The sequence below is a fragment of the Pseudomonas sp. genome, assembly GCF_048269965.1.
Taxonomy (GTDB): domain Bacteria; phylum Pseudomonadota; class Gammaproteobacteria; order Pseudomonadales; family Pseudomonadaceae; genus Aquipseudomonas.
In genome coordinates, this window is record NZ_JBLWTV010000001.1 from 283,149 (window position 1) to 305,106 (window position 21,958).

Sequence of the window (21,958 nt, forward strand, 5' to 3'; positions counted from 1 at the left end):
CCCGTGGAGTGATGGCATGGCGGACGTCAAAAAGGTAGTTCTGGCCTATTCCGGTGGCCTGGACACCTCGGTGATCCTCAAGTGGCTGCAAGATACCTATAACTGTGAAGTGGTGACCTTCACCGCCGATCTCGGCCAGGGCGAAGAGGTCGAGCCGGCCCGCGCCAAGGCTCAGGCGATGGGCGTCAAGGAAATCTACATCGACGATCTGCGCGAAGAGTTCGTCCGCGATTTCGTCTACCCGATGTTCCGCGCCAACACCGTCTACGAAGGTGAGTACCTGCTGGGTACTTCCATCGCCCGTCCGCTGATCGCCAAGCGCCTGATCGAAATCGCCAACGAGACCGGCGCCGACGCCATCTCCCACGGTGCTACCGGCAAGGGCAACGACCAGGTGCGTTTCGAGCTGGGCGCCTACGCGCTGAAGCCGGGTGTGAAAGTCATCGCCCCGTGGCGCGAGTGGGACCTGCTGTCGCGCGAGAAGCTGATGGATTACGCCGAGAAGCACGCCATCCCGATCGAGCGCCACGGCAAGAAGAAGTCGCCGTACTCCATGGATGCCAACCTGCTGCACATCTCCTATGAAGGCGGCGTGCTGGAAGACACCTGGACCGAGCACGAAGAAGACATGTGGAAGTGGACTGTCTCCCCCGAGGCAGCACCGGACGCACCGACCTATATCGAGCTGACCTACCGCGCCGGCGACATCGTCGCCATCGACGGCAAGGCCATGAGCCCGGCTACCGTACTGGCCGAGCTGAACCGCATCGGTGGCGAGAACGGCATCGGCCGTCTGGACATCGTCGAGAACCGTTTCGTCGGCATGAAGTCCCGTGGCTGCTATGAGACGCCCGGCGGCACCATCATGCTCAAGGCTCACCGCGCCATCGAGTCGATCACCCTCGACCGCGAAGTGGCGCACCTGAAAGACGAGTTGATGCCGAAATACGCCAGCCTGATCTACAACGGTTTCTGGTGGAGCCCGGAGCGTCTGATGCTGCAACAGATGATCGACGCCTCCCAGGCCAACGTGAACGGCGTGGTCCGCCTGAAGCTGTACAAGGGCAACGTCATCGTCACCGGCCGCAAGTCCGACGATTCGCTGTTCGACGCCAACATCGCGACCTTCGAGGAAGATGGCGGCGCCTACAACCAGCAGGACGCGGCGGGCTTCATCAAGCTCAACGCCCTGCGCATGCGCATTGCCGCAGGCAAGGGCCGCAAGCTGGTCTAAGCTGAGGCAGCTGCGCTACAAGGACCCCGGCCATGTGCCGGGGTTCTGCTTTCTGGAGGAGTGAACCCATGAGACTGCTGCACACCATGCTGCGCGTCGGCGACCTAGACAAGTCCATCGCCTTTTATACCGAAGTGCTGGGCATGACCCTGCTGCGGCGCAAGGACTATCCCGACGGACAGTTCACCCTGGCCTTCGTCGGTTATGGCGACGAGGCGCACAACAGCGTGATCGAGCTGACCCACAACTGGGGCGTGGACAGCTACGAGCCGGGCACCGGCTACGGCCATATCGCCCTGGAAGTCGAGGATGTCTACAAGGCCTGCGAGGACATCCGCAGTCGCGGCGGCAAGATCACTCGCGAGCCAGGCCCGATGAAGCATGGCAGCAGCGTCCTGGCCTTCGTCGAGGACCCGGACGGCTACAAGGTCGAGCTGCTCTCGCCGTCGCGCCGCGACTGATCGGCCGATACGCAAAGCCCCGCAATCAGCGGGGCTTCTTCTGTGCAACTCGATAATCAGATATCGAAATCATACTCGGCCAGCTGTTTGTGCAGGCGACGCTCTTCGAGGAAGTTGTCGATGATGCGGCGCTTGGTCAGGTTGGTCTTGGCGACTTCCACCGCAGGCTCGGCATCGTCCGATTCTTCCGCGACAAAGTCTTCGTCCAGCTCGAGATCTTCTTTGTCAGTGCTCATCTATTCCACTCCAGGCCAGTGACTGGGGCCGTTTGCGCACCTTATAGCGGCAAAAAACGAGCGGGTAAAAAAGATTTTTTCAATCAGGAGATCGCCAGATTCTATGGTCGATCAATCGTCGGAAGTCTTGGCCTTGTACTCGCACAGATCTTCGATGCGGCAGGCGCCACAACGTGGTTTACGCGCAGTGCAGACGTAGCGCCCGTGCAGGATCAGCCAGTGGTGGGCGTCGAGCAGGTAATCCTTGGGCACGAACTTGAGCAGCTTCTTCTCCACCTCGACCACGTTCTTGCCCGGGGCGATGCCGGTGCGGTTGCTGACGCGAAAAATGTGCGTGTCCACGGCCATGGCCAACTGGCGAAAGGCGGTGTTGAGCACCACGTTGGCAGTCTTGCGGCCGACGCCGGGCAGGGCTTCGAGGTCTTCGCGGTTGTCCGGTACCTGGCTGCCGTGTTTCTCGATGAGCAGGCGGCAGGCCTCGATGACGTTCTTCGCCTTGCTGTTATAGAGGCCGATGGTCTTGATGTATTCGCTCAAGCCCTCGACGCCCAGGGCGTAGATCGCCTCCGGCGTATTGGCGACCGGAAACAGCTTGGCCGTGGCCTTGTTGACGCTGACATCGGTGGCCTGGGCCGACAGCGTCACCGCCACCAGCAGTTCGAAGGGCGAGCTGTAGGCCAGTTCGGTCTTCGGCTCGGGGTTGTCCTCGTGCAGGCGGCGGAAGATTTCCAGGCGTTTGGCAGCATTCATGGTGTCGGACTTCAGGCGTGGCCCGGATGCAATCCGGGGTGGGTATTTGGCATTCCCGGATTGCATCCGGGCCAGGGTTGGTCGCTCGCTGGTGGCGTCATTCGATCACGCCGGTGACCCGCACGCGGCGGCTTTGCGCCGGCGCTTCGGGGGCGAGTGCCCTGGCGCGTTCGGCGGCGATCTGATCGATGCGGTTCTTGCCGGCGATCAACAGGCCCAGGACGATGAAGGCGCCCGGTGGCAGGATGGCCAGCAGGAAGCCTTTGTAGTCCTGCACCAGGGTGAGCGTCCAGTCGGCGGCAATCGGGCCGAATAAGAGGTGCATGTTGGCGAATAGCGCGCCGGTGCCGAGCAGTTCACGCATGGCGCCGATCAGCACCAGCACCAGGCCGAAGCCCAGGCCCATCATCAGGCCGTCATAGGCGGCGCGGGCCGGATCGTGTTTGGCGGCGAAGCCGTCGGCGCGACCGAGGATCACGCAGTTGGTGGTGATCAACGGGATGAAGATGCCGAGGATCTGGTACAGCTCGTAGGTGAAGGCCTGCATCAGCAGTTCTATGCAGGTGGTCAGTGCGGCGATGATCATGACGAAGGCCGGCAGGCGCACGGCGCTGTTGACCACGCCGCGCACCAGCGATACGGCGGTGTTCGAGCACACCAGCACCACGGCGCTGGCCAGCGCCAGGCCAAGGGCGTTGACCGTGGAGTTGCTTACCCCGAGCAGCGGACACAGGCCGAGCAACTGCACCAGCGCCGGGTTGTTCTTCCACAGGCCGTTGAGGCTGATTTCGCGGTAACTGGTCATTGCTCGTCCTCCGCCAGGCTCAGCAGCTGGGCGCGGTGCTTGTCGAAGTAGCGCAGGGCGCCGTGCACGGCCTTGACCACCGCGCGCGGGGTGATGGTGGCGCCGGCGAACTGGTCGAAGTCGCCGCGATCCTTCTTCACCGCCCAGCGGTCTTCGCCGGGGTCACTCAGGGACTTGCCCTCGAAGCTGCGCACCCAGTCGCTCTTGGCCAGTTCGATCTTGTCGCCCAGGCCCGGTGTTTCCTTGTGGCTGAGCACACGCACGCCAGCCAGGCGGCCATCGGCGAAGATGCCCACCAGCAGGTGGATGGCCCCGCTGTAGCCGTCGGGTGCGGTCACCGGCAGGATCAGCGCGCTGGGTTGGCCGCCCCTGAGCGCCAGGTAGGCTGACTGCGGGCTGCGGTGGCCCAACTCAGGAGCGTTGAGTTCGATGCGGTTGTCCAGCAGATGGTTGTCGTAGCTGCCGACCGGCAGTATTTCGGCCAGCGCGCGCACCTGGGCCTCGCGTTCGGCTGCGGCGATACGCTCGGCAGTGCCCTGTTGCAGCAGGGCAACGCTGCCGACGGTGCCGATGGCGAACAGGCCGAGTACCAGAGCGTTCTTCAGCATCGAGCGGCTGATTTCCGGCAGCATGTTCATTCTCCCAGCTTGAAGCCGCTGTTGGGCTTGCGGTGGCCGTAGCTGCGCGGCCGGGTGTAGTAGTCGATGGTCGGCGCCGCCAGGTTCATCAGCAGCACGGCGAAGGCCACCGCGTCCGGGTAGCCGCCCCAGGTACGGATCACGTAGACCAGCACGCCGACGCCGATGCCGAACACCAGGCGCCCCAGGTTGCTGGTGGCACCGGAAACCGGGTCGGTGACGATGAAGAAGGCACCGAGCATGGTGGCGCCGGTCAGCAGGTGGAACAGCGGTGAGCCGTTGGAGTCCGAGCCGCTGCCATTCCAGAACAGCAGGCTCATGACGAACAGCGCGGCGAGCATGCCCAGCGGCGCGTGCCAGGTGATCAGGCGCTTGTGCAGCAGGTACAGGCCGCCGGCGAGAAACGCCAGGTTGACCGCCTCGCTGCCGGCTCCGCCGAAGTGGCCGAAGGCTGCATTGCTGGCATGTAGCTCGTCGATGGTCAGGCTTTTGTTGACCTTGAGTGCGTCCAGCGCGGTGGCCTGCGCCCAGCCATCGGGCAGATTGGCCATGCCGAGTATGTGCTGGAGACCGTCCAGCGCGGCGACGCCGTGCGGGGCCGGCCAGCTGGTCATCTCCACCGGGAAGGAAATCAGTACCACCACGTAGCCGACCATGGCCGGGTTGAACGGGTTCTGCCCGAGGCCGCCGTAGAGCTGCTTGCCGAAACCGATGGCGAAGCCGCAGGCGATCAGGGTCAGCCACCAGGGTGAATAGGGCGGCAGTGCCAAAGCCAGCAGCACGGCGGTGACCAGGGCGCTGCAGTCCTTGAGGAAGAACGCCAGCGGGCGCTGGCGCGCGGCCAGCAGCGCGGCTTCGAAGCCCAGCGCGCAGAGGCAGGCCCATACCAGATTGAACAGCGTGCCGGCGCCGAACAACCAGGTCAGCGCGAGGATGCCCGGCACGGTTGCCAGCAGCACCTGCAGCATGACCTGCTGGGTACGGTTGCTGCCCGTGGCGTGGGGCGATGTGATGCGGGGCAGGGCCATCGGCGCTCCGGTGGTTCCGTTACTGCGTTCTTGGTGATCGCAGTTGGTGTTCATTGCCCGGATTGCATCCGGGATACGGTTGTCTGTGTCGCCCGGCTGTAATCCGGGGCACTGTACCGGCGTGCCGGCGTTTTCGTTCCCCCTCTCCCGTTTACGGGAGAGGGCCGGGGAGAGGGTGCGGTGTACTGGCCCTCTCCCCAACCCCTCTCCCACAAGTGGGAGAGGGGCTTTAATCGTTGTGCTGCCTGCCTTGGAGGGTAATCCGGGGCGATCGCTACGGCTGGTATTCCGCCAGCTTGCGTTCGGCCTCGGCCAGGCGTGTGCGGGCCTGCTCCAACGCATCGGCTGTGGCGTTGTCATCACGCTCCAGCTTGCGCAGGTCGGCGCGGGCGAAGGCCGCTTCAGTCTTCAACGCCTTGAGCTCGGCATCCACGCCGGGGCGTTCGCTGCGCACCAGTTCCGGCGCCGGCTTGCCCGATGCCGCCTCGGCAACATGCAGGGCCTGCTCGGCAGCGGCCAGGGCGTCGCGCAATGGTTGCAGCCTGGCCTCGTCGTTGCCGGCCTTCTCGGCCTTTTTCAGCTCGGCACGTTTCATTGCCAGCTCGATCTTGGCCTTTTTCAGGGCTTCCTCGCCCGCAGGTTTGGCAGTCGGCGCAGGCGCCTGGTTCTGCAGATCGGCCAGGGACTTCTCGGCGGCTTCAAGCTGTTGGCGCAGGCGGGCGATTTCGGTCTGCTGCTCGTCGTCCGGGGTTTCGAGCTTCTCCAGCTTGCGCAGCTGGGCCTTGAGCATGGCGGCTTCGATCTTGGCCTTCTTCAGGGCTTCGTCGCCCGCAGGTTTGGCAGTCGGCGCAGGCGCCTGGTTCTGCAGATCGGCCAGGGACTTCTCGGCGGCTTCAAGCTGCTGGCGCAGGCGGGCGATTTCGGCCTGCTGCTCGTCGTCAGGTGTTTCGAGCTTCTCCAGCTTGCGCAACTGGGCCTTGAGCATGGCCGCTTCGATCTTGGCCTTCTTCAAGGCTTCATCGCCGGCTGGCTTGGGTGCGAGAGCAGGTGCAGCAGCCTGGGCATCGGCCAGGGCCTTCTGTGCAGCCCCGGCGGCGGCGCGCAGTTCATTGACCTGGGCTTGCAGCTCCGGCGTGTCATGGGCGGCCAGCTGTTTTTCCGCCTTCTTCAGCGCGACCTGGGCCATGCTGGCTTCGATCTTGAGCTTCTTCAGCGCTTCGTCGGCTGGCGCGGCTGCCGCTACGGCTGGCGCATCGGCTTGCGCGGCCTTGGCGCGGGCGGCTTTCTCGGCGCGTGCCTTGCGCTCGGCTTCCTTCTGTTCCTCGGCGCGGCGCAGGCGCTCCTGGCGCTGCTCGAAACGCTGTTTGGAATGCTCGGCCTTGAGCTGCTTCTGTTCCAGTTCGCGGATTTCCGCCTTGGCTGCGCGGTAGTACTGCACCAGCGGGATGCTCGATGGGCAGACGTAGGCGCAGGCGCCGCACTCGATACAGTCGAACAGGTTGTGCGCCTTGAGCTGCTCGTGCTCCTGGCCGAGAGCGAAGAAATGCAGTTGTTGCGGCAGCAGGCTGGCCGGGCAGGCTTCTGCGCACTCGCCGCAGCGGATGCAGGGCATGGCCGGCGGCGGTGGCGGCAGCTCGGCGGCGGTACTGGCCAGCAGGCAGTTGCTGGTTTTGATCAGCGGTACGTCGAGGCTGGGCAAGGTAAAGCCCATCATCGGCCCGCCCATGATCAGGCGGCTGAGCTTGGCCTGATCCAGTCCGGCAAAGGCCAGCAGTTCGCCCACCGGCGTGCCAAGCAGCGCCTCGACGTTCCCAGGGCGTGCCAGCGCCTCGCCGGTCAGGGTGGTGATGCGTGAGATCAGTGGTCGGCCAAGCACCACTGCGTCGTGAATGGCCGTGCAGGTGCCGACGTTCTGGCAGAGGATGCCGATATCGGCCGGCAACCCGCCCGAGGGCACCTCGACACCGGTGAGAATCTGGATCAGCTGCTTCTCGCCGCCGGACGGATACTTGGTGGGGAATACCCGCACCTGGTAGCTGCGCTCGCTGCAGGCACCGCGCACGGCGGCGATGGCCTCGGGCTTGTTGTCCTCGATGCCGATCAGCACCTGATCGGGCTGGATCAGCTGCACCAGGATATCGATGCCGGAAACCAGTTCAGCGGCGCGCTCGCGCATCAGCAGGTCATCGGCGGTGATGTAGGGCTCACACTCGGTGCCGTTGATGATCAGTGTGTGAATCTTCTGCGTAGGGCGCGCAGTGAGTTTCACCGCCGTGGGGAAACCGGCGCCGCCCAGGCCGCTGATGCCGGCCTCGCGGATCAGCGCCAGCAGCTCGGCCGACTCCATATGCCGGTAGTCGGTGTGCGGCGTCAGTTCGATCCATTCGTCCAGGCCGTCGCTGTCGATGACGATGGCCGGCGCCAGCATGCCGGAAGCATGTGGGTAGGGCTGCGGGCCGATAAAGCTGACGGTACCGGAGGTCGGGGCATGCAGCGGCGCGCTGACGAAGCCATTGGCCTCGGCGATCTTCTCGCCCTTGCGCACACGCTGGCCGACGACCACGCAGGGCTCGGCGACTGCACCGATATGCTGGCCGAGCGGCAACACCAGGCGCTTGGGCAATGGCGGCGAGACGATGGGCGTACGATTGGACAGTTCCTTGCGCTCGGCCGGGTGGATGCCGCCGGGAATGTCCCAGATCTTCATGGCGTCAGCGTGGCTTGCCCGCGCTGCGCCCATGTCGTCCTTTGACATGGCGCTCATGCCGCCTGCTCCCGGTCACTGGCGATCAGTTGGCCGGGTGCCAGCGGCTTGTCCCATTTCCAGTTCTGCACGGTGCTGCCGACCTCGATCATGTCGATGCAGTCCACCGGGCAGGGTTCGACGCACAGGTCGCAGCCGGTGCACTCGCTGACGATCACCGTGTGCATCTGCCGCGCCGCGCCGACGATGGCGTCCACCGGGCAGGCCTGGATGCACTTGGTGCAGCCGATGCACTCGGCCTCGCGGATGTAGGCGACCATCTGCGGCTTCTCGCCTTCCACCGCATCCAGCGGCTCTACCTCGACATCCAGCAGGTCGGCCAGCGCCTGGATGGTCGCCTCGCCGCCGGGTGGGCACTTGTTGATCTTGTCGCCGCCGGCGATCGCCTCGGCGTATGGCTTGCAGCCGGGGTAGCCGCACTGGCCGCACTGGGTCTGCGGCAACAGGGCGTTGATCTGCTCGGCGATGGGGTCGCCTTCGACCTTGAAACGCACCGCAGCGAAACCGAGGATGGCGCCGGCGATCAGGCACAGGCCGAGCAGCGCGAGTACGGCGATGAGGACCAGGCTCATAGCTTGATCAACCCGGCAAAGCCCATGAACGCCAGCGACATCAGGCCGGCGGTGATCATGCCGATGGCCGCGCCCTGGAAGGATTTCGGCACGTCGGCGATGGCGATGCGCTCACGCATGGCGGCGAACAGCACCAGCACCAGGGAGAAACCCAGACCCGCAGCGAAGCCGTTGGCGGTGGCGGTGATGAACGTGAACTCGGCCTTGTTGGCGTTGAGCAGGGCGACGCCGAGGACGATGCAGTTGGTGGTGATCAGCGGCAGGAAGATGCCCAGCACGCGATAGAGCAGCGGACTGGTCTTGTTCACCACCATCTCGGTGAACTGCACGGTGACCGCGATCACCAGAATGAAGCTGATGGTGCGCAGGAATTCCAGATCCAGCGGCTTGAGTACGTACTGCTGCACCAGGTAGCTGCACATGGCGGCCAGGGTCAGCACGAAGGTGGTGGCCAGGGACAGGCCGATGGCGGTTTCGATCTTCTTCGACACGCCCATGAACGGGCACAGGCCGAGGAACTGCACCAGCACGAAATTATTGACCAGGATGGCGCTGACCATGATCAGGACGAGTTCGGTCATCGGGTTGCCGTCGAGTGCGCAAAGGCCATAGGAAAAGGGCGCCTATTATCGGGAAGCCGCCCCGGGCATACAAGCCGGATGCGGCGAATTGCCTGCCCTTGGCGACCTCGCGTCGCAAGCAGTATGGATCTTTTCAGCGGCTGGCGAGGCGTTTCCAAAGTTTGCGCAAACCCAGTGCCACGGGGAACAGCACGATGAGGAAGGGCAGGCTGTAGCCGATGAACTCGATCAGGTTGGCGGTGCCTTCGGCGAGGTTGTCCGTCAGGCGCGAGAAGGCGTCGCCGATGCGGCCCAGGGGTGAGCTTTCGTAGGGGCTGCTGAAATTCAGGGTCAGCAGGTTGGTATCCAGACGCCGCTGCTGTTGGGCAGCCTCTTGCGCCAGTGCCTGCAGTTGCACTTCCAGGGCGGCCTGCTCACGGGCCAGAGCCAGCAGGTCGGCCACGGCCAGGTCATCGCGCTTTTCGAACTGTTGCAGGGTCTGTTGCTGGCGCAGCAGTTGCTCGTGCTGGCGCCGGTTGTCGTTCACGGCCTGGGCCAGGTCTTCGGCGCGGGTGGTGCGATGGGTCAGCTCGCCGCCCTCGCTGGCCAAGGCGGTGATGGCCTCGACGCCGTCCGGCACGATGCGCAGGGTCAGTTCGCCGTGAGGTGCTCGGCCGCTGCTGTGCTGGGCGGCAATCAGGCTGCAGGTGCCGAAGCGCTCGGCCAGGCAGGCTTCGCGCGTGGCCGCGATACGCTCGCCGATCTGCTCGGCTGCCAGTTCGATACCTGCATAGTGTTCGTAGGCCAGGTAGTTGCCGGCCTTGTTGCGTTCACCTTGCAGGGCGCCGCCGAGCGGGGCGCCCGATTGCTCCGAGCAGCCGGCCAGCACAGCCAGCAGCGCCACTGCCATCCATGGTTTCATCCTTGCCTCCTGGCGCTTGGCTTATTTGACGCGCTGACCCGGCTTGGCGCCGCTGTCCGGGCTGAGCAGGTAGATGTCCTCGCCACCGGGGCCGGCGGCCAGGACCATGCCTTCGCTGATGCCGAACTTCATCTTGCGCGGCGCCAGGTTGGCGACGTACAGGGTCAGGCGGCCTTCCAGCTTGCTCGGGTCGGGGTAAGCGGACTTGATGCCGGAGAATACGTTGCGCTTCTCGTCGCCAATATCCAGCGACAGGCGCAGCAGCTTGTCGGCGCCTTCGACGAACTCGCACTTCTCGATCAGGGCGATACGCAGGTCGACGGCAGCGAAGGCGTCGAAATTGATCTCGGCAGCCAGCGGGTCCTTGGCAAGTTCGCCATTACCCTGTGGCTTGGGCGCTTCGGCGGCCAGGTCTTCCTTGGAGGCTTCGATCATGGCTTCGATCCTTGCTGGCTCAATGCGGGTCAGCAGTGGGTTGAACGGGTTCAACTGGTGATTGGCCAGCGGCAGCGCCAGGTCGGACCAGGTTTGCGGTTTCACGTTGAGGAAGGCTTCTGCTTCTGCGGCCAGCTTCGGCAGCACCGGCTTGAGCATGATCACCAACTGGCGGAACAGGTTGATGCCCAGCGCGCAGATTTCCTGCACCTCGGCCTGCTTGCCCTCGACCTTGTTCAGCGCCCAGGGCGCCTTATCGGCGATCCAGGCGTTGGCGCGGTCGGCCAGCGCCATGATCTCGCGCATGGCGCGGGAGAAATCACGCGCCTCGTAAGCGTCGGCGATGCTCGGCGCGGCGGCCTGGAAGGCTTCCCACAGTTCGGGCTCCGGGTTGGCGGCGACCAGCAGGCCGCCATTGCCCTTGTGGATGAAGCCGGCGCAGCGGCTGGCGATATTGACCACCTTGCCAACCAGGTCCGAGTTGACCTTCTGCACGAAGTCCTCGAGGTTCAGGTCCAGATCATCCACGCCACGGCCCAGCTTGGCGGCGTAGTAGTAGCGCAGGTACTCCGGGTTCAGGTGATCGAGGTAGGTGCGCGCCTTGATGAAGGTGCCGCGCGATTTGGACATCTTCTGCCCGTTCACCGTCAGGTAACCGTGCACGTTGACTGCGGTCGGCTTGCGGTAGCCGGCGCCTTCGAGCATCGCGGGCCAGAACAGGGCGTGGAAGTTGACGATGTCCTTGCCGATGAAGTGGTACAGCTCGGCGGTGGAATCCTTGCCCCAGAAAGCATCGAAATCCAGCTCCGGGCGGCGTGAGCAGAGGTTCTTGAAGCTGGCCATGTAGCCGATCGGCGCATCCAGCCAGACGTAGAAGTACTTGCCCGGCTCGTCCGGAATCTCGAAGCCGAAGTAGGGCGCATCGCGGCTGATGTCCCATTCCTGCAGGCCGCTGTCCAGCCACTCGGCGAGCTTGTTGGCCACCGCGTCCTGCAGGGTGCCGCTGCGCGTCCACTGCTTGAGCATGGCTTCGAAGTCGGGCAGCTTGAAGAAGAAATGTTGCGACTCCTTGAGCACCGGCACCGCACCGGAAATGGCCGAGCGCGGGTTCTTCAGCTCGGTCGGTGCATAGGTAGCGCCGCATTTCTCGCAGTTGTCGCCGTACTGATCCTCAGCGGCGCACTTCGGGCAGGTGCCCTTGATGAAGCGGTCGGCGAGGAACATGCCTTTCTCGGGGTCGAAATACTGGGTCACCGCGCGGGTGGCGATATGGCCGGCGTCGCGAAGTGCCAGGTAGATGGACGCCGACAGCTCGCGGTTCTCCTCCGAGTGGGTGGAGTGGTAGTTGTCGAAGTCCACGCCGAAGTCGGCGAAGTCGGCGGTGTGCTCGGCCTGCACGTTAGCGATGAGCTGCTCAGGCGTGATGCCTTCCTTCTCGGCACGCAGCATGATCGCCGAGCCGTGCGCATCGTCGGCACAGACGTAGATGGCCTGGTTGCCACGCAGCTTCTGGTAGCGCACCCACATGTCGGTCTGCACGTACTCGAGCATGTGGCCGAGGTGGATCGAACCGTTGGCATAGGGGAGGGCGCTGGTAACGAGAATCTTGCGGGCTTCGGTCATGGTGATCGGCTGCACGGGGGAAACGAGGGAAGTCGGCAACTATAAAGCAGCGGCAGGCTGCAAGCCACCTGCAGCAGGCGAGCGTGGTCGATGTACCGCGCATGGCTCGGTGCTGCTGCTATGATGCCGGCCTGTTATTGCGCTGCCTTCTGGAGTCCATGCATGAGTGCCGTCACCCGCGAAGCGGTCGAAGCCTGTCTGCGTCAGTTCACCGATCCTCATCTCGATCAGGACCCGGTCAGTGCCGGTTGCCTGCGTGAAGTCGACATTCAGGGCGCGCGTGTTTCCGTGCGTTTGCAGCTCGGTTATGCCGCCGGCCTGTTCAAGAACGGTTGGGCGCAGATGCTGCAGATGGTGCTGGAGAACCTCGATGGCATCGACAGTGCGCAGGTAAAGGTCGATTGCGTGATTGACTCGCATCAGGGCCAGGCCCAGGTGCCGGCACTGGCCGGGGTCAAGAACGTGATCGCCGTGGCCTCGGGCAAGGGTGGTGTAGGCAAATCCACAACCGCAGCCAACCTGGCCTTGGCCCTGGCGCGTGAAGGCGCGCGGGTGGGCATTCTCGATGCCGATATCTACGGCCCCAGCCAGGGCATCATGTTCGGCATCGCCGAAGGTACGCGGCCGCAGGTCAAGGATCAGAAATGGTTCGTGCCGCTCGAGGCGCATGGCGTGCAGGTGATGTCCATGGCCTTTCTCACCGACGACAACACGCCGATGGTGTGGCGTGGGCCGATGGTCAGCGGCGCCTTGCTGCAATTGATTACCCAGACTGCCTGGAACGATCTCGATTACCTGGTGGTGGACATGCCGCCGGGCACTGGCGACATCCAGCTGACCCTGGCGCAGAAGGTGCCGGTGGCCGGCAGCGTGATCGTCACCACGCCGCAGGACCTGGCCCTGCTCGATGCCAGGAAAGGCGTGGAGATGTTCCGCAAGGTGCACATCCCGGTGCTCGGCGTGGTGGAGAACATGGCCGTGCACATCTGCTCCAACTGCGGCCATGCCGAGCATCTGTTCGGCGAGGGCGGTGGTGAGAAGTTGGCCGCGCAGTATGGCGTGGAGCTGCTGGCCTCGCTGCCGCTGTCGATGGCCATTCGCATGCAGGCCGATGATGGCAAACCGACCACGGTGGCCGATCCGCAAAGCCAGATCGCCATGATCTACCAGGACCTGGCGCGCAAGGTTGGCGCGCGTATCGCCCTGGCGGGCAAGCCGGCGATGCCCAGTATCGAGATCAGTGAGGACTAAGAGGGCGGGAGAGGGCCATACAGGCGACTCAGTCTCGGCTTGGCGAAGCCCACTCCGATTCCGCTTTCGTAGGAGCGGCTTCAGCCGCGAATTTCGCGGATAAATCCGCTCCTACAGGGCGTGCAAATCGCCATAAAAAAGCCCCGCACTTGGCGGGGCTCTTTATCAAGCAGGACAGTGCAGGTTAGACAACCTGAACTTCCTCAGCTTGCATGCCTTTCTGACCACGGGTGGCCACGAAAGTCACTTGCTGGCCTTCTTTCAGGCTCTTGAAGCCATCGCTCTGAATGGCTTTGAAGTGTACGAAGAGGTCGTCACCGGATTGCGGGGTGATGAAGCCGTAGCCTTTCTCATCGTTGAACCACTTGACGGTGCCAGTCTGACGATTGGACATGTGATGTCTCCTAACAAAAGTAATAGCAGCCCTGGAAAAGCCCAGGCCGGGACTGAGTGCAACGAGTACTAGGAGTCGGACGATGTTTGGATCGAGATCTAGGCATCAAGTAGCGATTCGCGGTGACACATGCAGCACAGTGGGGACACCATACGTGTTTTTATCGCCAAGTGCGAATGCTCGATGCAGCTTTTTTGCAAATAATCTTCAGCGCCGGGAGCGGCAGTCTTTGAAGCGTGTCGCCTGCATCGGTAAGATGCGCTCACTTTTTTCGCAATAACTCAACTCAGGACTCCCCCGCCATGAGCATCAAATCGGACAAGTGGATTCGCCGCATGGCCCAGGAACACGGGATGATCGAGCCTTACGTCGAGCGCCAGGTACGCGGTGCCGACGACAGTCGCGTCATCTCCTACGGCGTTTCCAGCTATGGCTACGACGTGCGTTGCGCTGATGAATTCAAGGTGTTCACCAATATCCACTCGGCCATCGTCGACCCGAAGAATTTCGACGAGAAGAGCTTCGTCGACATCAAGAGCGACGTCTGCATCATTCCGCCGAACTCCTTCGCCCTGGCGCGTACCGTCGAGTACTTCCGCATCCCGCGCGACGTACTGACCATCTGCCTGGGCAAGAGCACCTACGCGCGTTGCGGCATCATCGTCAACGTCACGCCGCTGGAGCCTGAGTGGGAAGGTCACGTGACCCTGGAGTTTTCCAACACCACCAACCTGCCGGCGAAGATCTACGCCAACGAAGGGGTGGCGCAGATGCTGTTCCTGCAGTCCGACGAGGCCTGTGAGGTGTCCTACCGCGATCGCGGCGGCAAGTACCAGGGCCAGACCGGGGTAACCCTGCCCAAGGCCTGATCACCGGTTCTGGCAGGGGCGTGCGCCAACATGATCAAGGGTGCCGCAGGCGCTAATCCATCGAGCAGGCCTGGCGCAGGTAGTTTTCGGCGTCCACTTCGATCATTACCGGCTGTCGAGTGTCTTTGAGCTGCAGCAGCAGGGTCTGTAACCGAGCGGGCGTATCGACACGGTGATAAGACGCGTGGAAGCCACGGGCCATGGCCTGAAAGTCCGGTGTCAGGATGTCGACGCCCAGTGGTTCGATATCCCGATGCTGCATGTAGTCGCGAATTTCTCCGTAGCCCTGATTGTTCCAGAGCAGCAGGATGATGCCGATCTGCGCCTCGTGGGCGGCGATCAGCTCGCTGCTGGCGAACTGCAGGCCGCCATCCCCCACGAGCGCTATCACCGGACACTCTGGTCGGGCCAGTTTGGCGCCTATGGCAGCCGGCAGACCGTAACCCAAGGTACCGTAACCGCTGCCTGCGTTGAACCAGCTTGCGGGAGCCGGAGCCCTGTAGCCGCAGGCCCCCTGGTACACCGGTTGCGTCGAGTCCCCCACGATGATCGGGCTGCCCAGGGTGTCGCGCAGCCCGTCGAGCAGGTTTTGCAGGCCCTGTTGCCTGGGCGTCCAGCCGTCGCGTTCTGCCTGATTCACCCGCTTTACGCCGTCCTCCGCCCAGCGGCCGCGAGCGCAGGGCTGCAGGGCTTCCAGCAAGGCCTGCAAGCCTTGCAGGGCATCGCCCACCAGGCCAACATGGGCCCGCTGCACCCCCATGACCTGCATGGGGTCGATGTCCAGGCGGATCAGTGAACCCCTGAAACACAGTGCGCCCAGGCCGAAGAAGTCGTAGTCGGTTTCTCCCAGCTCGGTGCCTACGGCGAGCACCACGTCGGCCTCGTCGATCAGCGCCCGGCCGTGGGGCGATGACTGTACGCCGTCGAGCAGCAGCGGGTGTGAGCCGGGCAGCAGGCCGCGTGCGTTGGTGGTCAGCGCCACCGGTGCTTGCAGGCGTTCGGCCAGTTGACGCAGTACCTCGGCGCAATGGCGGGCGCCGCCGCCCGCGAGGATGAGTGGGCGGTGAGCGGCATTGAGCAAGCATGCCGCCGTCTGGATGGAGGCTTTTGCTGGAGCAGGTGCCTCGGGCAGGCTGCGGGGCATCAGGTTGAGCTGGTCGGCGGGCAGTTCCAGCACATCCAGGGGAATTTCGATGTGCACCGGCCGAGGCCGCGCGCACTTGAATACGGCAAAGGCCCTGGCCAGGAGTTCCGGCAGCTCAGAGGGCGATTGCAGGGTGTGACTGAAGGCGCATACGCCGGCCACCATGGCTCGTTGGTCAGGTAGCTCATGCAGGTGGCCGTGGCCCAGGCGCAGGTGCTCGCGACGGTTGACCGTGGAGATCACCAGCATCGGTACCGAGTCGGCGTAGGCCTGGCCCATCGCGGTGAGGATGTTGGTCATGCCGGGCCCGGTGATGATGAAGCAGACGCCTGGCTTGCCGCTGGCCCGCGCGTAGCCGTCGGCCATGAATCCGGCACCCTGTTCATGGCGTGGGCTGACGTGACGCAGACGGCTGCCGTGCAGGCCACGATAGAGCTCGACGGTGTGCACGCCGGGAATCCCGAACACGGTGTCCACGCCGTAACCTTCCAGCAAACGAACCAATGACTGCGCACAGGTGTTCATCGACCACTCCTCTTGGGTGTCTGCATGCCTGCGACACCTTGTGCCCGGCTGACGTCCGAGGACGTTAGACGCTGCACTCAAGCGGCAACAATCGAAATAAATCGTCGCGATTGCTCAATAAAATTCATGCGTTGTCAGTGTGACCAGGGTCGGGCACCAGGCGGGTGATGCCTTGCAGTTGGGACTTGATCCATTCGCTGAAAACCAGCACGACCGGTCGCTCGGCCTTGAGCATGTCGGCCACCAGGTAATAGCCGCGGCTGGACTCGATCTCGGTGCTGAAGGGTTTTACCAGCCGGCCTTGAGCCAGGGCTTCACCGCTGAGCAGGTTGTCGCCCATGGCAATGCCTTGGCCGGCAATACAGGCCGATTGCACGAAATGGGCATCAGCAAAGATGATGCCTCGCTCAGCCTCGATGTTCGGCGCCCCGGCCTCTGCCAGCCAGACTCGCCAGTCGGAGTAATCGATCATGTGCAGCAGTAACGCATGCCGGAGGCTGTCCAGGCTGTTCAAACCGCCCATGGCATTTACCAGGCTTGGGCTGCACACCGGGAAATAGCGCAGTGACACGATCTTCTGGACATGCTGGTTGGGCCAGTCGCCCATGCCATAGGCAATGAACAGATCGACACTGCTTTCACTGGTATCCCTGGGTGTACGTGGTGATACCAGTTGCAGCTCAACCTGGGGATAGAGTGTCTGAAACTCGGCGACATGGGCGCACAGCCAATAGGTAGCAAACCCCGGCGGGCTGCTGATGCGCAACCGGCCACTGATGTGCTGGCCGTCGGAACGCTGTCCGGCTTCGAGGATGCTGGCCAGCAGCAGGTGGATGTCACGGGCATAGCGCTCGCCCTGATAGGTGATGCGAATGTTGCGACCATGGCGTTCGGTCAGGGCAAAGCCGAGGGTCTGCTCCAGACTCTTGATCTGGTGGCTGATCGCGCTCGGGGTCAGGTTCAGCTCACTGGCGGCTTCGGCGACACTGCCCAGGCGAGCGACTGCGTCCAGTGCGCGCAGCGCGGTCATGGAGGGATAACGCATACCGACTCTGCCTCGACTGCAAGGAAACGAATAGCAGCACCTTAGTCGTGAAAGGACCCAGGCAATAGCCTTGCCTGTGGCTGCAAAATTCTCCGATTGCTGAAAAAAAATACCCTATCCAGGCAAAAAAGCTCGATTGACCCCACCACCTCAGTGGCTAATTCTCCAGCTCAACCCGTGCCAGGTGCTGCCCGGCCACCAGACAATAACAAGAGGGTCGACCCTTGCAATCGCAGCCCAACTCCATCAATCCCGTGGTGGCGATCGATGATCTGCACAAGAGCTACGGCGATCACGCTGTACTCAAGGGCATCTCCCTGCGTGCCAATGAGGGCGAGGTGGTGTCGCTGATCGGCTCCAGCGGTTCGGGTAAAAGCACGCTACTGCGCTGTATCAACCTGCTGGAGGTCCCCAACAGCGGCAGCTTGCGTATCAATGGCGAAGAAGTGCGTATCAGGACGGACCGCGCCGGCAACCCTCAAGTCGCCGACCCGGCTCAGGTAACGCGCCTGCGTACACAGCTGAGCATGGTGTTCCAGAGCTTCAACCTGTGGCCTCATCGCACTGTGCTGGAGAACGTCATGGAAGCGCCGGTGCATGTCCTCGGCGAGGATCGCAAGGACGCCATTGCTCATGCGCAGTTCCTGCTGGAAAAAGTTGGCCTGGCCAGCAAGCGCGACACCTTTCCCTCTTTTCTCTCTGGCGGTCAGCAGCAACGGGTAGCCATTGCACGCGCGCTGGCCATGCGGCCTCAGGTGTTGCTGATGGACGAACCCACGTCTGCACTGGATCCGGAGTTGGTGGGCGATGTGCTCAAGGTGATCCAAGGCATTGCCGAGGAGGGGCGCACGATGATTCTGGTGACCCACGAAATGGCCTTCGCCCGCGATGTGTCGAGCAAGGTGATGTTCCTCCACCAGGGGCTGGTGGAAGAAGAGGGGCCGCCACAGCAGCTGTTTCTCAATCCCGTCAGCGAGCGCTGTCGGCAGTTCGTCATGACTCAGGAAAATCGTACCTGACGTTGCGCTTCAATCCTTGAAAACAACAACATTGATAGAAGGGTAAAGCCATGAAAAACATGCTCAGGAGTCTTCTCGTTGGGGCTCTGCTCGGTTCGCTGACCGGTCAGGTCGTAGCCGCCGATCAGATAGTCTTCGGTATCGCGCTGGAACCCTACCCGCCGTTCTCGATGAAAAGCGGTAACGGTGACTGGAGTGGCTTTGAACCCGAGCTGATCGAGGCTCTGTGCGAACGCATGCAGGCTCAGTGCCCACTCAAGGAGGTGGCGTGGGACGGTTTGATCCCGGCTCTGCAATCGAACCAGATCGACGCCATCCTCAACTCCCTGAGCATCACCGAAGAGCGACAGAAGGTCATCGATTTCTCCGAGCCCTACTATCAGACCCCGGCCATGTGGGTCGCCGACCGCAGTCGGGAGTTATTGACCACGCCCGAAGGTCTCGAAGGCAAGTTGATAGGCGTGCAGGGTTCGACCTCCAACGCCACGTTCGCCAAGACCTACTATGGCAAGACATCGACCTTGCGCTACTACAGCACCCAGGACGACATGATTGCCGACCTGCAAAGCGGGCGGATCGACGTGATGCTGGCAGATGCCCTGACTGTCGAACCGATCCTCAAGAGTGCAGCCGGTGCCGGCCTGGCGGACAAGGGCCTGGCGCCCAGCGATCCCTTGTTCGGGTCCGGCATTGGCGTGGCCATGCGCAAGGGCGAGAGTGCCCTGCAGCAGCGAATCAACACCGCCCTGGCTTCGCTCAAGACTGACGGTACCTATGACAGGATCCGCAGTCGCTACTTCAGCATCGATATTTCCGCCCACTAGCTGGAGCGCCCGGTCGGCCCGCTGCGGTGGGGCGCTGGCGTTGACTGGATACGTCATGATTACTCTGTCCGAACTGTCCCAGTTGTTCGTTGCTGACGGCTGGCTTGGTGCTTTGGCCAACGGCGCGCTGACCTCCCTGCAGATTTCCGCTGGCGCCTTCGTTCTTGGCCTGTGTATCGGTTTTTCGGTGGCGATGATCAAGCTCAAAGGGCCGCGCTGGCTGGTGAAACTGGCCAATGTCTACACCACCTTGTACCGCGCGATACCGGAGCTGCTGCTGATCCTGTTGCTGTACTACGCAGGCACTGACCTGCTGAACATGGCCATGGCCGCGATGGGGCACTCGAGCGTCACGGTCAATGGTTTCATCGCAGCGGTGCTGGTGCTGGGTATTGTCCAGGGCGCCTATTCGGCAGAGATCATCCGGGGAGCGGTTCAGGCCATTCCCTACGGCCAGATCGAGGCTGCACGAGCCTACGGGATCGAGCGCTGGCTGCTGGTGCGCCGCATTCTGCTGCCGGGCATGCTGCCTTACGCCATGGCCGGTCTGTCGAACTTGTGGCTGGTATTGGTCAAGGACAGTGCGCTGATCAGCATCGTCGGCTACAGCGAGCTGCTTTCGGTTGGTAAGCAGGCTGCCGGTTCTACCAAGCACTATCTGGTGTTCTACCTGGCGGTCGCAGCCTTCTACTTCGTCATCACCCTGGTGTCCGGGAGCCTGTTGCGTGTGCTCGAGCGACGCATCAATCGGTGGTTGCCGCAACATTAGGAGGCGCGTATGGACTTTTCCTGGCTCAACGGTTTTTCCGGAGAATTGCTGCGCGGCCTGGGTATCACCCTCAAGCTGCTGGTCTTGAGTGGCGTTTGCGGTTTTGTCCTGGCGGTGATGGTGAGCCTGGGCCGGGTGTCGCGCAATCCACTGATAAGTGCGCCCATGCAGTTCTTCATCAGCGTATTTCGCGGTACGCCGTTGCTGGTGCAGATCTACATCCTCTACTACGGGGTTGGCAGTCTGTTCGCCGGTTATCCGCCAATTCGCGGCAGCATTCTCTGGCCCTACCTGCGCGACGGCTTCTGGTATGTGGCATTGGCCCTGACCCTGAGTGTCGGCGCCTATGTTGGCGAAGTGCTGCGTGGCGGCCTGCGAGCGGTGCCCCGGGGCGAACTGGAAGCGGCCTGGGCTTATGGCATGGGTTACCGGCTGACCCTGCAGAGGGTCTGGCTACCCAGAGCGCTGGAACTGGTGCGCCCGACCCTGGTGGGGGAATGCGTGCTGCTGCTCAAGGCTACTGCATTGGCGTCCACCGTGGCAGTCACCGACTTGCTGGGCGCTGCCAATCTGGTGCGTGCGCAGACGCTGAAGGTCTATGAGCCGCTGCTGGCGGTGGCGCTGATCTACATCGTCCTGGCTTTTGTCATCGAACATCTGTGTGCACGCCTGGGGCGTGTTTCCCAACGCCAGGTCTGAATTTATCGATCACGCGGGCAGTGATGCTCGCGAGGAGAACAGCATGCGTTACTCGCCCTTCGTTCAGCGCATCAGCGGTGAATCCGTCAGCGCCTGGGATATTCATTATGCAGCCATCGATGCCCGTGCTCGTGGCGAGGACGTGATCGTCCTCAGTGTGGGTGATCCGGATTTCGCCACTGACGCGCGCATCTGCGCAGCCGCCAGCGCCGCGCTCGAGCAAGGCGATACCCATTACACCCACGTCCTCGGTCGTCCGGCGTTGCGCGATGCCATCGCCGCCAAGCAAGAGCGTCTGCTCGGGATCGACGTCGGTGTCGAGAACGTCGCCGTGGTGGCGGGAGCGCAGAACGGTTTGTTCGCCACCTCGCTGTGCCTGTTCAGCAGCGGTGATGAAGTCTTGGTGCCCGAGCCGATGTACCTGACTTACGAAGCTTGCATCCACGCCTCGGGCGCCAGTATTGCCTGTGTTCAGCAGCCAGCGGCCGACGGTTTTCGCCTGACCGCAGCGGCTCTGGAGGCGGCGCTCAGCGACAAGACCCGTGGTATCGCCCTGGCCACACCATGCAATCCCACCGGCAACGTTTACAGCCGCGAAGAGCTGGAGGCTGTTGCCGCAGTGGCCCGCAAGCACGATCTGTGGGTGATCTCCGATGAGGTCTATGGGCAACTGACCTATGACCGTGAGCACCTGAGCATCGCCTCGTTACCTGGCATGGCCGAGCGCACGGTGATCCTCAACAGCCTGTCGAAAAGTCACGCGATGACCGGTTGGCGTGTGGGCTGGGTAGTCGCCCCGGCGCCTCTGGTCAGGCATTTGGACAACTTGCTGTTGTGCATGCTTTACGGCTTGCCCGGGTTCATTCAGCAGGCCGCTCTCAAGGCGCTGGAGCTGGATGAGGAAGTGCTCGGCAGTGCTCGCGAGGTCTATCGGCGTCGGCGTGATCTGGTGCTGGGGTGCTTAAAAAAAGTCAGTCTGCTGGACTGCCGCGAACCCGAGGCGGGGATGTTCATGCTGGTGGATGTACGTCGCACCGGGCTTTCGAGCATGGATTTCGCCTGGCGACTGTTCCAGGCCACCGGCGTCTCAGTGCTGGATGCTCAGGCGTTTGGCGCCAGTGGCGAGGGGTTTGTACGGATCTCCTTTACCGTCGCTGACGACAGGCTCCTCGAGGCCAGCCAGCGTATTGCCGACTTCGTTGCAATCCTGGAAGTCCAGTCGGCTGACTGAAGAGTCGGCGCGCGCTTGCCACGACATGACGCCTGTTGCCCGCAGATCATGCTGCTGCGACCGAAGGGGCTACGTGCCTCCTCGTCTGCGTACCCGTCACCCGTTGCAGAAACCCGGAATCAACTGTGTTCATTAGCGCTTGTCGTCTATTTTCTGCCCC

The 21,958-nt window shown here is 63.0% G+C and carries 22 protein-coding genes; 9 read left to right on the forward strand and 13 right to left on the reverse strand.

Annotation, left to right across the window (positions count from 1 at the left end; translation table 11 throughout):
• Positions 1-16: 16 nt before the first annotated feature.
• Together ACN0X6_RS01350 and gloA are read left to right on the forward strand one after the other, a co-directional pair.
• On the forward strand, positions 17-1,234 hold the full coding sequence (locus ACN0X6_RS01350; protein ID WP_160020563.1) for an argininosuccinate synthase: 1,218 nt from the start codon (positions 17-19) through the stop codon (positions 1,232-1,234).
• Between the two features lie 68 nt (positions 1,235-1,302).
• Complete coding sequence (gene gloA / locus ACN0X6_RS01355) at positions 1,303-1,695, forward strand: lactoylglutathione lyase (RefSeq protein WP_417701452.1); 393 nt, start codon at positions 1,303-1,305, stop codon at positions 1,693-1,695.
• A gap of 56 nt (positions 1,696-1,751) precedes the next feature.
• Here gloA and ACN0X6_RS01360 read toward each other — a convergent pair whose 3' ends face one another.
• The 10 genes from ACN0X6_RS01360 to metG form a co-directional block, all read right to left on the reverse strand.
• On the reverse strand, positions 1,752-1,931 hold the full coding sequence (locus tag ACN0X6_RS01360; protein ID WP_017677837.1) for a PA3496 family putative envelope integrity protein: 180 nt from the start codon (positions 1,929-1,931) through the stop codon (positions 1,752-1,754).
• A gap of 111 nt (positions 1,932-2,042) precedes the next feature.
• Positions 2,043-2,681, reverse strand: a complete 639-nt coding sequence (gene nth / locus ACN0X6_RS01365) for an endonuclease III (RefSeq protein WP_160020560.1) — start codon at positions 2,679-2,681, stop codon at positions 2,043-2,045.
• A gap of 97 nt (positions 2,682-2,778) precedes the next feature.
• Complete coding sequence (locus ACN0X6_RS01370) at positions 2,779-3,486, reverse strand: electron transport complex subunit E (RefSeq protein WP_417701454.1); 708 nt, start codon at positions 3,484-3,486, stop codon at positions 2,779-2,781.
• Positions 3,483-4,118, reverse strand: a complete 636-nt coding sequence (gene rsxG, locus ACN0X6_RS01375; protein WP_417701456.1) for an electron transport complex subunit RsxG — start codon at positions 4,116-4,118, stop codon at positions 3,483-3,485. The genes ACN0X6_RS01370 and rsxG overlap by 4 nt, the downstream gene beginning before the upstream one ends.
• 2 nt (positions 4,119-4,120) lie before the next feature.
• Complete coding sequence (locus ACN0X6_RS01380) at positions 4,121-5,152, reverse strand: RnfABCDGE type electron transport complex subunit D (protein ID WP_417701458.1); 1,032 nt, start codon at positions 5,150-5,152, stop codon at positions 4,121-4,123.
• 274 nt (positions 5,153-5,426) lie between these two features.
• The gene (gene rsxC / locus ACN0X6_RS01385) at positions 5,427-7,916 is read right to left on the reverse strand and encodes an electron transport complex subunit RsxC (protein WP_417701460.1); all 2,490 of its coding nucleotides are present in this window, start codon (positions 7,914-7,916) and stop codon (positions 5,427-5,429) included.
• Positions 7,913-8,488 (reverse strand): electron transport complex subunit RsxB, encoded by a 576-nt coding sequence (gene rsxB, locus ACN0X6_RS01390; protein WP_417701462.1) that lies wholly within the window; start codon positions 8,486-8,488, stop codon positions 7,913-7,915. The genes rsxC and rsxB overlap by 4 nt, the downstream gene beginning before the upstream one ends.
• Positions 8,485-9,069, reverse strand: coding sequence for an electron transport complex subunit RsxA (gene rsxA, locus ACN0X6_RS01395; protein WP_021488430.1), 585 nt, complete (start codon positions 9,067-9,069; stop codon positions 8,485-8,487). Before rsxA ends, rsxB begins: the two co-directional genes overlap by 4 nt.
• 133 nt (positions 9,070-9,202) lie before the next feature.
• Entirely contained in the window at positions 9,203-9,970 is a 768-nt protein-coding gene (locus ACN0X6_RS01400; RefSeq protein ID WP_417701465.1) for a DUF4349 domain-containing protein, read from the reverse strand.
• A gap of 21 nt (positions 9,971-9,991) precedes the next feature.
• Positions 9,992-12,028, reverse strand: coding sequence for a methionine--tRNA ligase (gene metG, locus ACN0X6_RS01405; RefSeq protein ID WP_417701467.1), 2,037 nt, complete (start codon positions 12,026-12,028; stop codon positions 9,992-9,994).
• Positions 12,029-12,190: 162 nt separating this feature from the next.
• Here metG and apbC point away from each other — a divergent pair, with 162 nt between their 5' ends.
• Positions 12,191-13,279, forward strand: a complete 1,089-nt coding sequence (gene apbC / locus ACN0X6_RS01410; RefSeq protein WP_417701469.1) for an iron-sulfur cluster carrier protein ApbC — start codon at positions 12,191-12,193, stop codon at positions 13,277-13,279.
• A gap of 184 nt (positions 13,280-13,463) precedes the next feature.
• Here apbC and ACN0X6_RS01415 read toward each other — a convergent pair whose 3' ends face one another.
• Positions 13,464-13,673, reverse strand: a complete 210-nt coding sequence (locus tag ACN0X6_RS01415; RefSeq protein ID WP_004423761.1) for a cold-shock protein — start codon at positions 13,671-13,673, stop codon at positions 13,464-13,466.
• Positions 13,674-13,975: 302 nt separating this feature from the next.
• Between ACN0X6_RS01415 and dcd the strand changes: the two genes are divergently transcribed.
• Complete coding sequence (dcd, locus tag ACN0X6_RS01420) at positions 13,976-14,542, forward strand: dCTP deaminase (RefSeq protein ID WP_004423764.1); 567 nt, start codon at positions 13,976-13,978, stop codon at positions 14,540-14,542.
• 52 nt (positions 14,543-14,594) lie between these two features.
• Here dcd and ACN0X6_RS01425 read toward each other — a convergent pair whose 3' ends face one another.
• Together ACN0X6_RS01425 and ACN0X6_RS01430 are read right to left on the reverse strand one after the other, a co-directional pair.
• Positions 14,595-16,211 carry a 5-guanidino-2-oxopentanoate decarboxylase gene (locus ACN0X6_RS01425; protein WP_417701472.1) on the reverse strand — a complete coding sequence of 539 codons (1,617 nt, stop codon included), beginning with the start codon at positions 16,209-16,211 and terminating at the stop codon, positions 14,595-14,597.
• 124 nt (positions 16,212-16,335) lie between these two features.
• Positions 16,336-17,256 carry a LysR substrate-binding domain-containing protein gene (locus ACN0X6_RS01430; RefSeq protein ID WP_417701474.1) on the reverse strand — a complete coding sequence of 307 codons (921 nt, stop codon included), beginning with the start codon at positions 17,254-17,256 and terminating at the stop codon, positions 16,336-16,338.
• A gap of 224 nt (positions 17,257-17,480) precedes the next feature.
• Between ACN0X6_RS01430 and ACN0X6_RS01435 the strand changes: the two genes are divergently transcribed.
• From ACN0X6_RS01435 to ACN0X6_RS01455, 5 genes are read left to right on the forward strand one after another with little or no spacing between them, the layout of a single operon-like run.
• Positions 17,481-18,275, forward strand: a complete 795-nt coding sequence (locus ACN0X6_RS01435; protein ID WP_417701476.1) for an ABC transporter ATP-binding protein — start codon at positions 17,481-17,483, stop codon at positions 18,273-18,275.
• Between the two features lie 50 nt (positions 18,276-18,325).
• On the forward strand, positions 18,326-19,099 hold the full coding sequence (locus ACN0X6_RS01440; RefSeq protein WP_417701477.1) for a transporter substrate-binding domain-containing protein: 774 nt from the start codon (positions 18,326-18,328) through the stop codon (positions 19,097-19,099).
• A 55-nt stretch (positions 19,100-19,154) separates the two neighbouring features.
• A complete protein-coding gene (locus ACN0X6_RS01445; protein WP_417701479.1) occupies positions 19,155-19,868 on the forward strand; it encodes an ABC transporter permease in 714 nt (237 codons plus the stop codon).
• Positions 19,869-19,877: 9 nt separating this feature from the next.
• A complete protein-coding gene (locus tag ACN0X6_RS01450; protein ID WP_417701481.1) occupies positions 19,878-20,567 on the forward strand; it encodes an ABC transporter permease in 690 nt (229 codons plus the stop codon).
• A gap of 43 nt (positions 20,568-20,610) precedes the next feature.
• Positions 20,611-21,798: a pyridoxal phosphate-dependent aminotransferase gene (locus ACN0X6_RS01455; RefSeq protein ID WP_417701483.1), complete on the forward strand. Its 1,188-nt coding sequence runs from the start codon at positions 20,611-20,613 to the stop codon at positions 21,796-21,798.
• Positions 21,799-21,958 lie beyond the last annotated feature (160 nt).

What these genes read in the sequence shown, in the direction of transcription:
- ACN0X6_RS01445 (WP_417701479.1), top strand. Translation starts at nt 19,155, where the DNA reads ATGATTACTCTGTCCGAACTGTCCCAGTTGTTCGTTGCTGACGGCTGG.
- rsxC (WP_417701460.1), bottom strand. Translation starts at nt 7,916, where the DNA reads ATGAGCGCCATGTCAAAGGACGACATGGGCGCAGCGCGGGCAAGCCAC.
- ACN0X6_RS01455 (WP_417701483.1), top strand. Translation starts at nt 20,611, where the DNA reads ATGCGTTACTCGCCCTTCGTTCAGCGCATCAGCGGTGAATCCGTCAGC.
- ACN0X6_RS01415 (WP_004423761.1), bottom strand. Translation starts at nt 13,673, where the DNA reads ATGTCCAATCGTCAGACTGGCACCGTCAAGTGGTTCAACGATGAGAAA.
- apbC (WP_417701469.1), top strand. Translation starts at nt 12,191, where the DNA reads ATGAGTGCCGTCACCCGCGAAGCGGTCGAAGCCTGTCTGCGTCAGTTC.
- ACN0X6_RS01350 (WP_160020563.1), top strand. Translation starts at nt 17, where the DNA reads ATGGCGGACGTCAAAAAGGTAGTTCTGGCCTATTCCGGTGGCCTGGAC.
- ACN0X6_RS01380 (WP_417701458.1), bottom strand. Translation starts at nt 5,152, where the DNA reads ATGGCCCTGCCCCGCATCACATCGCCCCACGCCACGGGCAGCAACCGT.
- dcd (WP_004423764.1), top strand. Translation starts at nt 13,976, where the DNA reads ATGAGCATCAAATCGGACAAGTGGATTCGCCGCATGGCCCAGGAACAC.
- ACN0X6_RS01430 (WP_417701474.1), bottom strand. Translation starts at nt 17,256, where the DNA reads ATGCGTTATCCCTCCATGACCGCGCTGCGCGCACTGGACGCAGTCGCT.
- rsxB (WP_417701462.1), bottom strand. Translation starts at nt 8,488, where the DNA reads ATGAGCCTGGTCCTCATCGCCGTACTCGCGCTGCTCGGCCTGTGCCTG.
- nth (WP_160020560.1), bottom strand. Translation starts at nt 2,681, where the DNA reads ATGAATGCTGCCAAACGCCTGGAAATCTTCCGCCGCCTGCACGAGGAC.
- ACN0X6_RS01450 (WP_417701481.1), top strand. Translation starts at nt 19,878, where the DNA reads ATGGACTTTTCCTGGCTCAACGGTTTTTCCGGAGAATTGCTGCGCGGC.
- ACN0X6_RS01360 (WP_017677837.1), bottom strand. Translation starts at nt 1,931, where the DNA reads ATGAGCACTGACAAAGAAGATCTCGAGCTGGACGAAGACTTTGTCGCG.
- ACN0X6_RS01440 (WP_417701477.1), top strand. Translation starts at nt 18,326, where the DNA reads ATGAAAAACATGCTCAGGAGTCTTCTCGTTGGGGCTCTGCTCGGTTCG.
- gloA (WP_417701452.1), top strand. Translation starts at nt 1,303, where the DNA reads ATGAGACTGCTGCACACCATGCTGCGCGTCGGCGACCTAGACAAGTCC.
- ACN0X6_RS01400 (WP_417701465.1), bottom strand. Translation starts at nt 9,970, where the DNA reads ATGAAACCATGGATGGCAGTGGCGCTGCTGGCTGTGCTGGCCGGCTGC.
- rsxA (WP_021488430.1), bottom strand. Translation starts at nt 9,069, where the DNA reads ATGACCGAACTCGTCCTGATCATGGTCAGCGCCATCCTGGTCAATAAT.
- metG (WP_417701467.1), bottom strand. Translation starts at nt 12,028, where the DNA reads ATGACCGAAGCCCGCAAGATTCTCGTTACCAGCGCCCTCCCCTATGCC.
- ACN0X6_RS01370 (WP_417701454.1), bottom strand. Translation starts at nt 3,486, where the DNA reads ATGACCAGTTACCGCGAAATCAGCCTCAACGGCCTGTGGAAGAACAAC.
- rsxG (WP_417701456.1), bottom strand. Translation starts at nt 4,118, where the DNA reads ATGCTGCCGGAAATCAGCCGCTCGATGCTGAAGAACGCTCTGGTACTC.
- ACN0X6_RS01425 (WP_417701472.1), bottom strand. Translation starts at nt 16,211, where the DNA reads ATGAACACCTGTGCGCAGTCATTGGTTCGTTTGCTGGAAGGTTACGGC.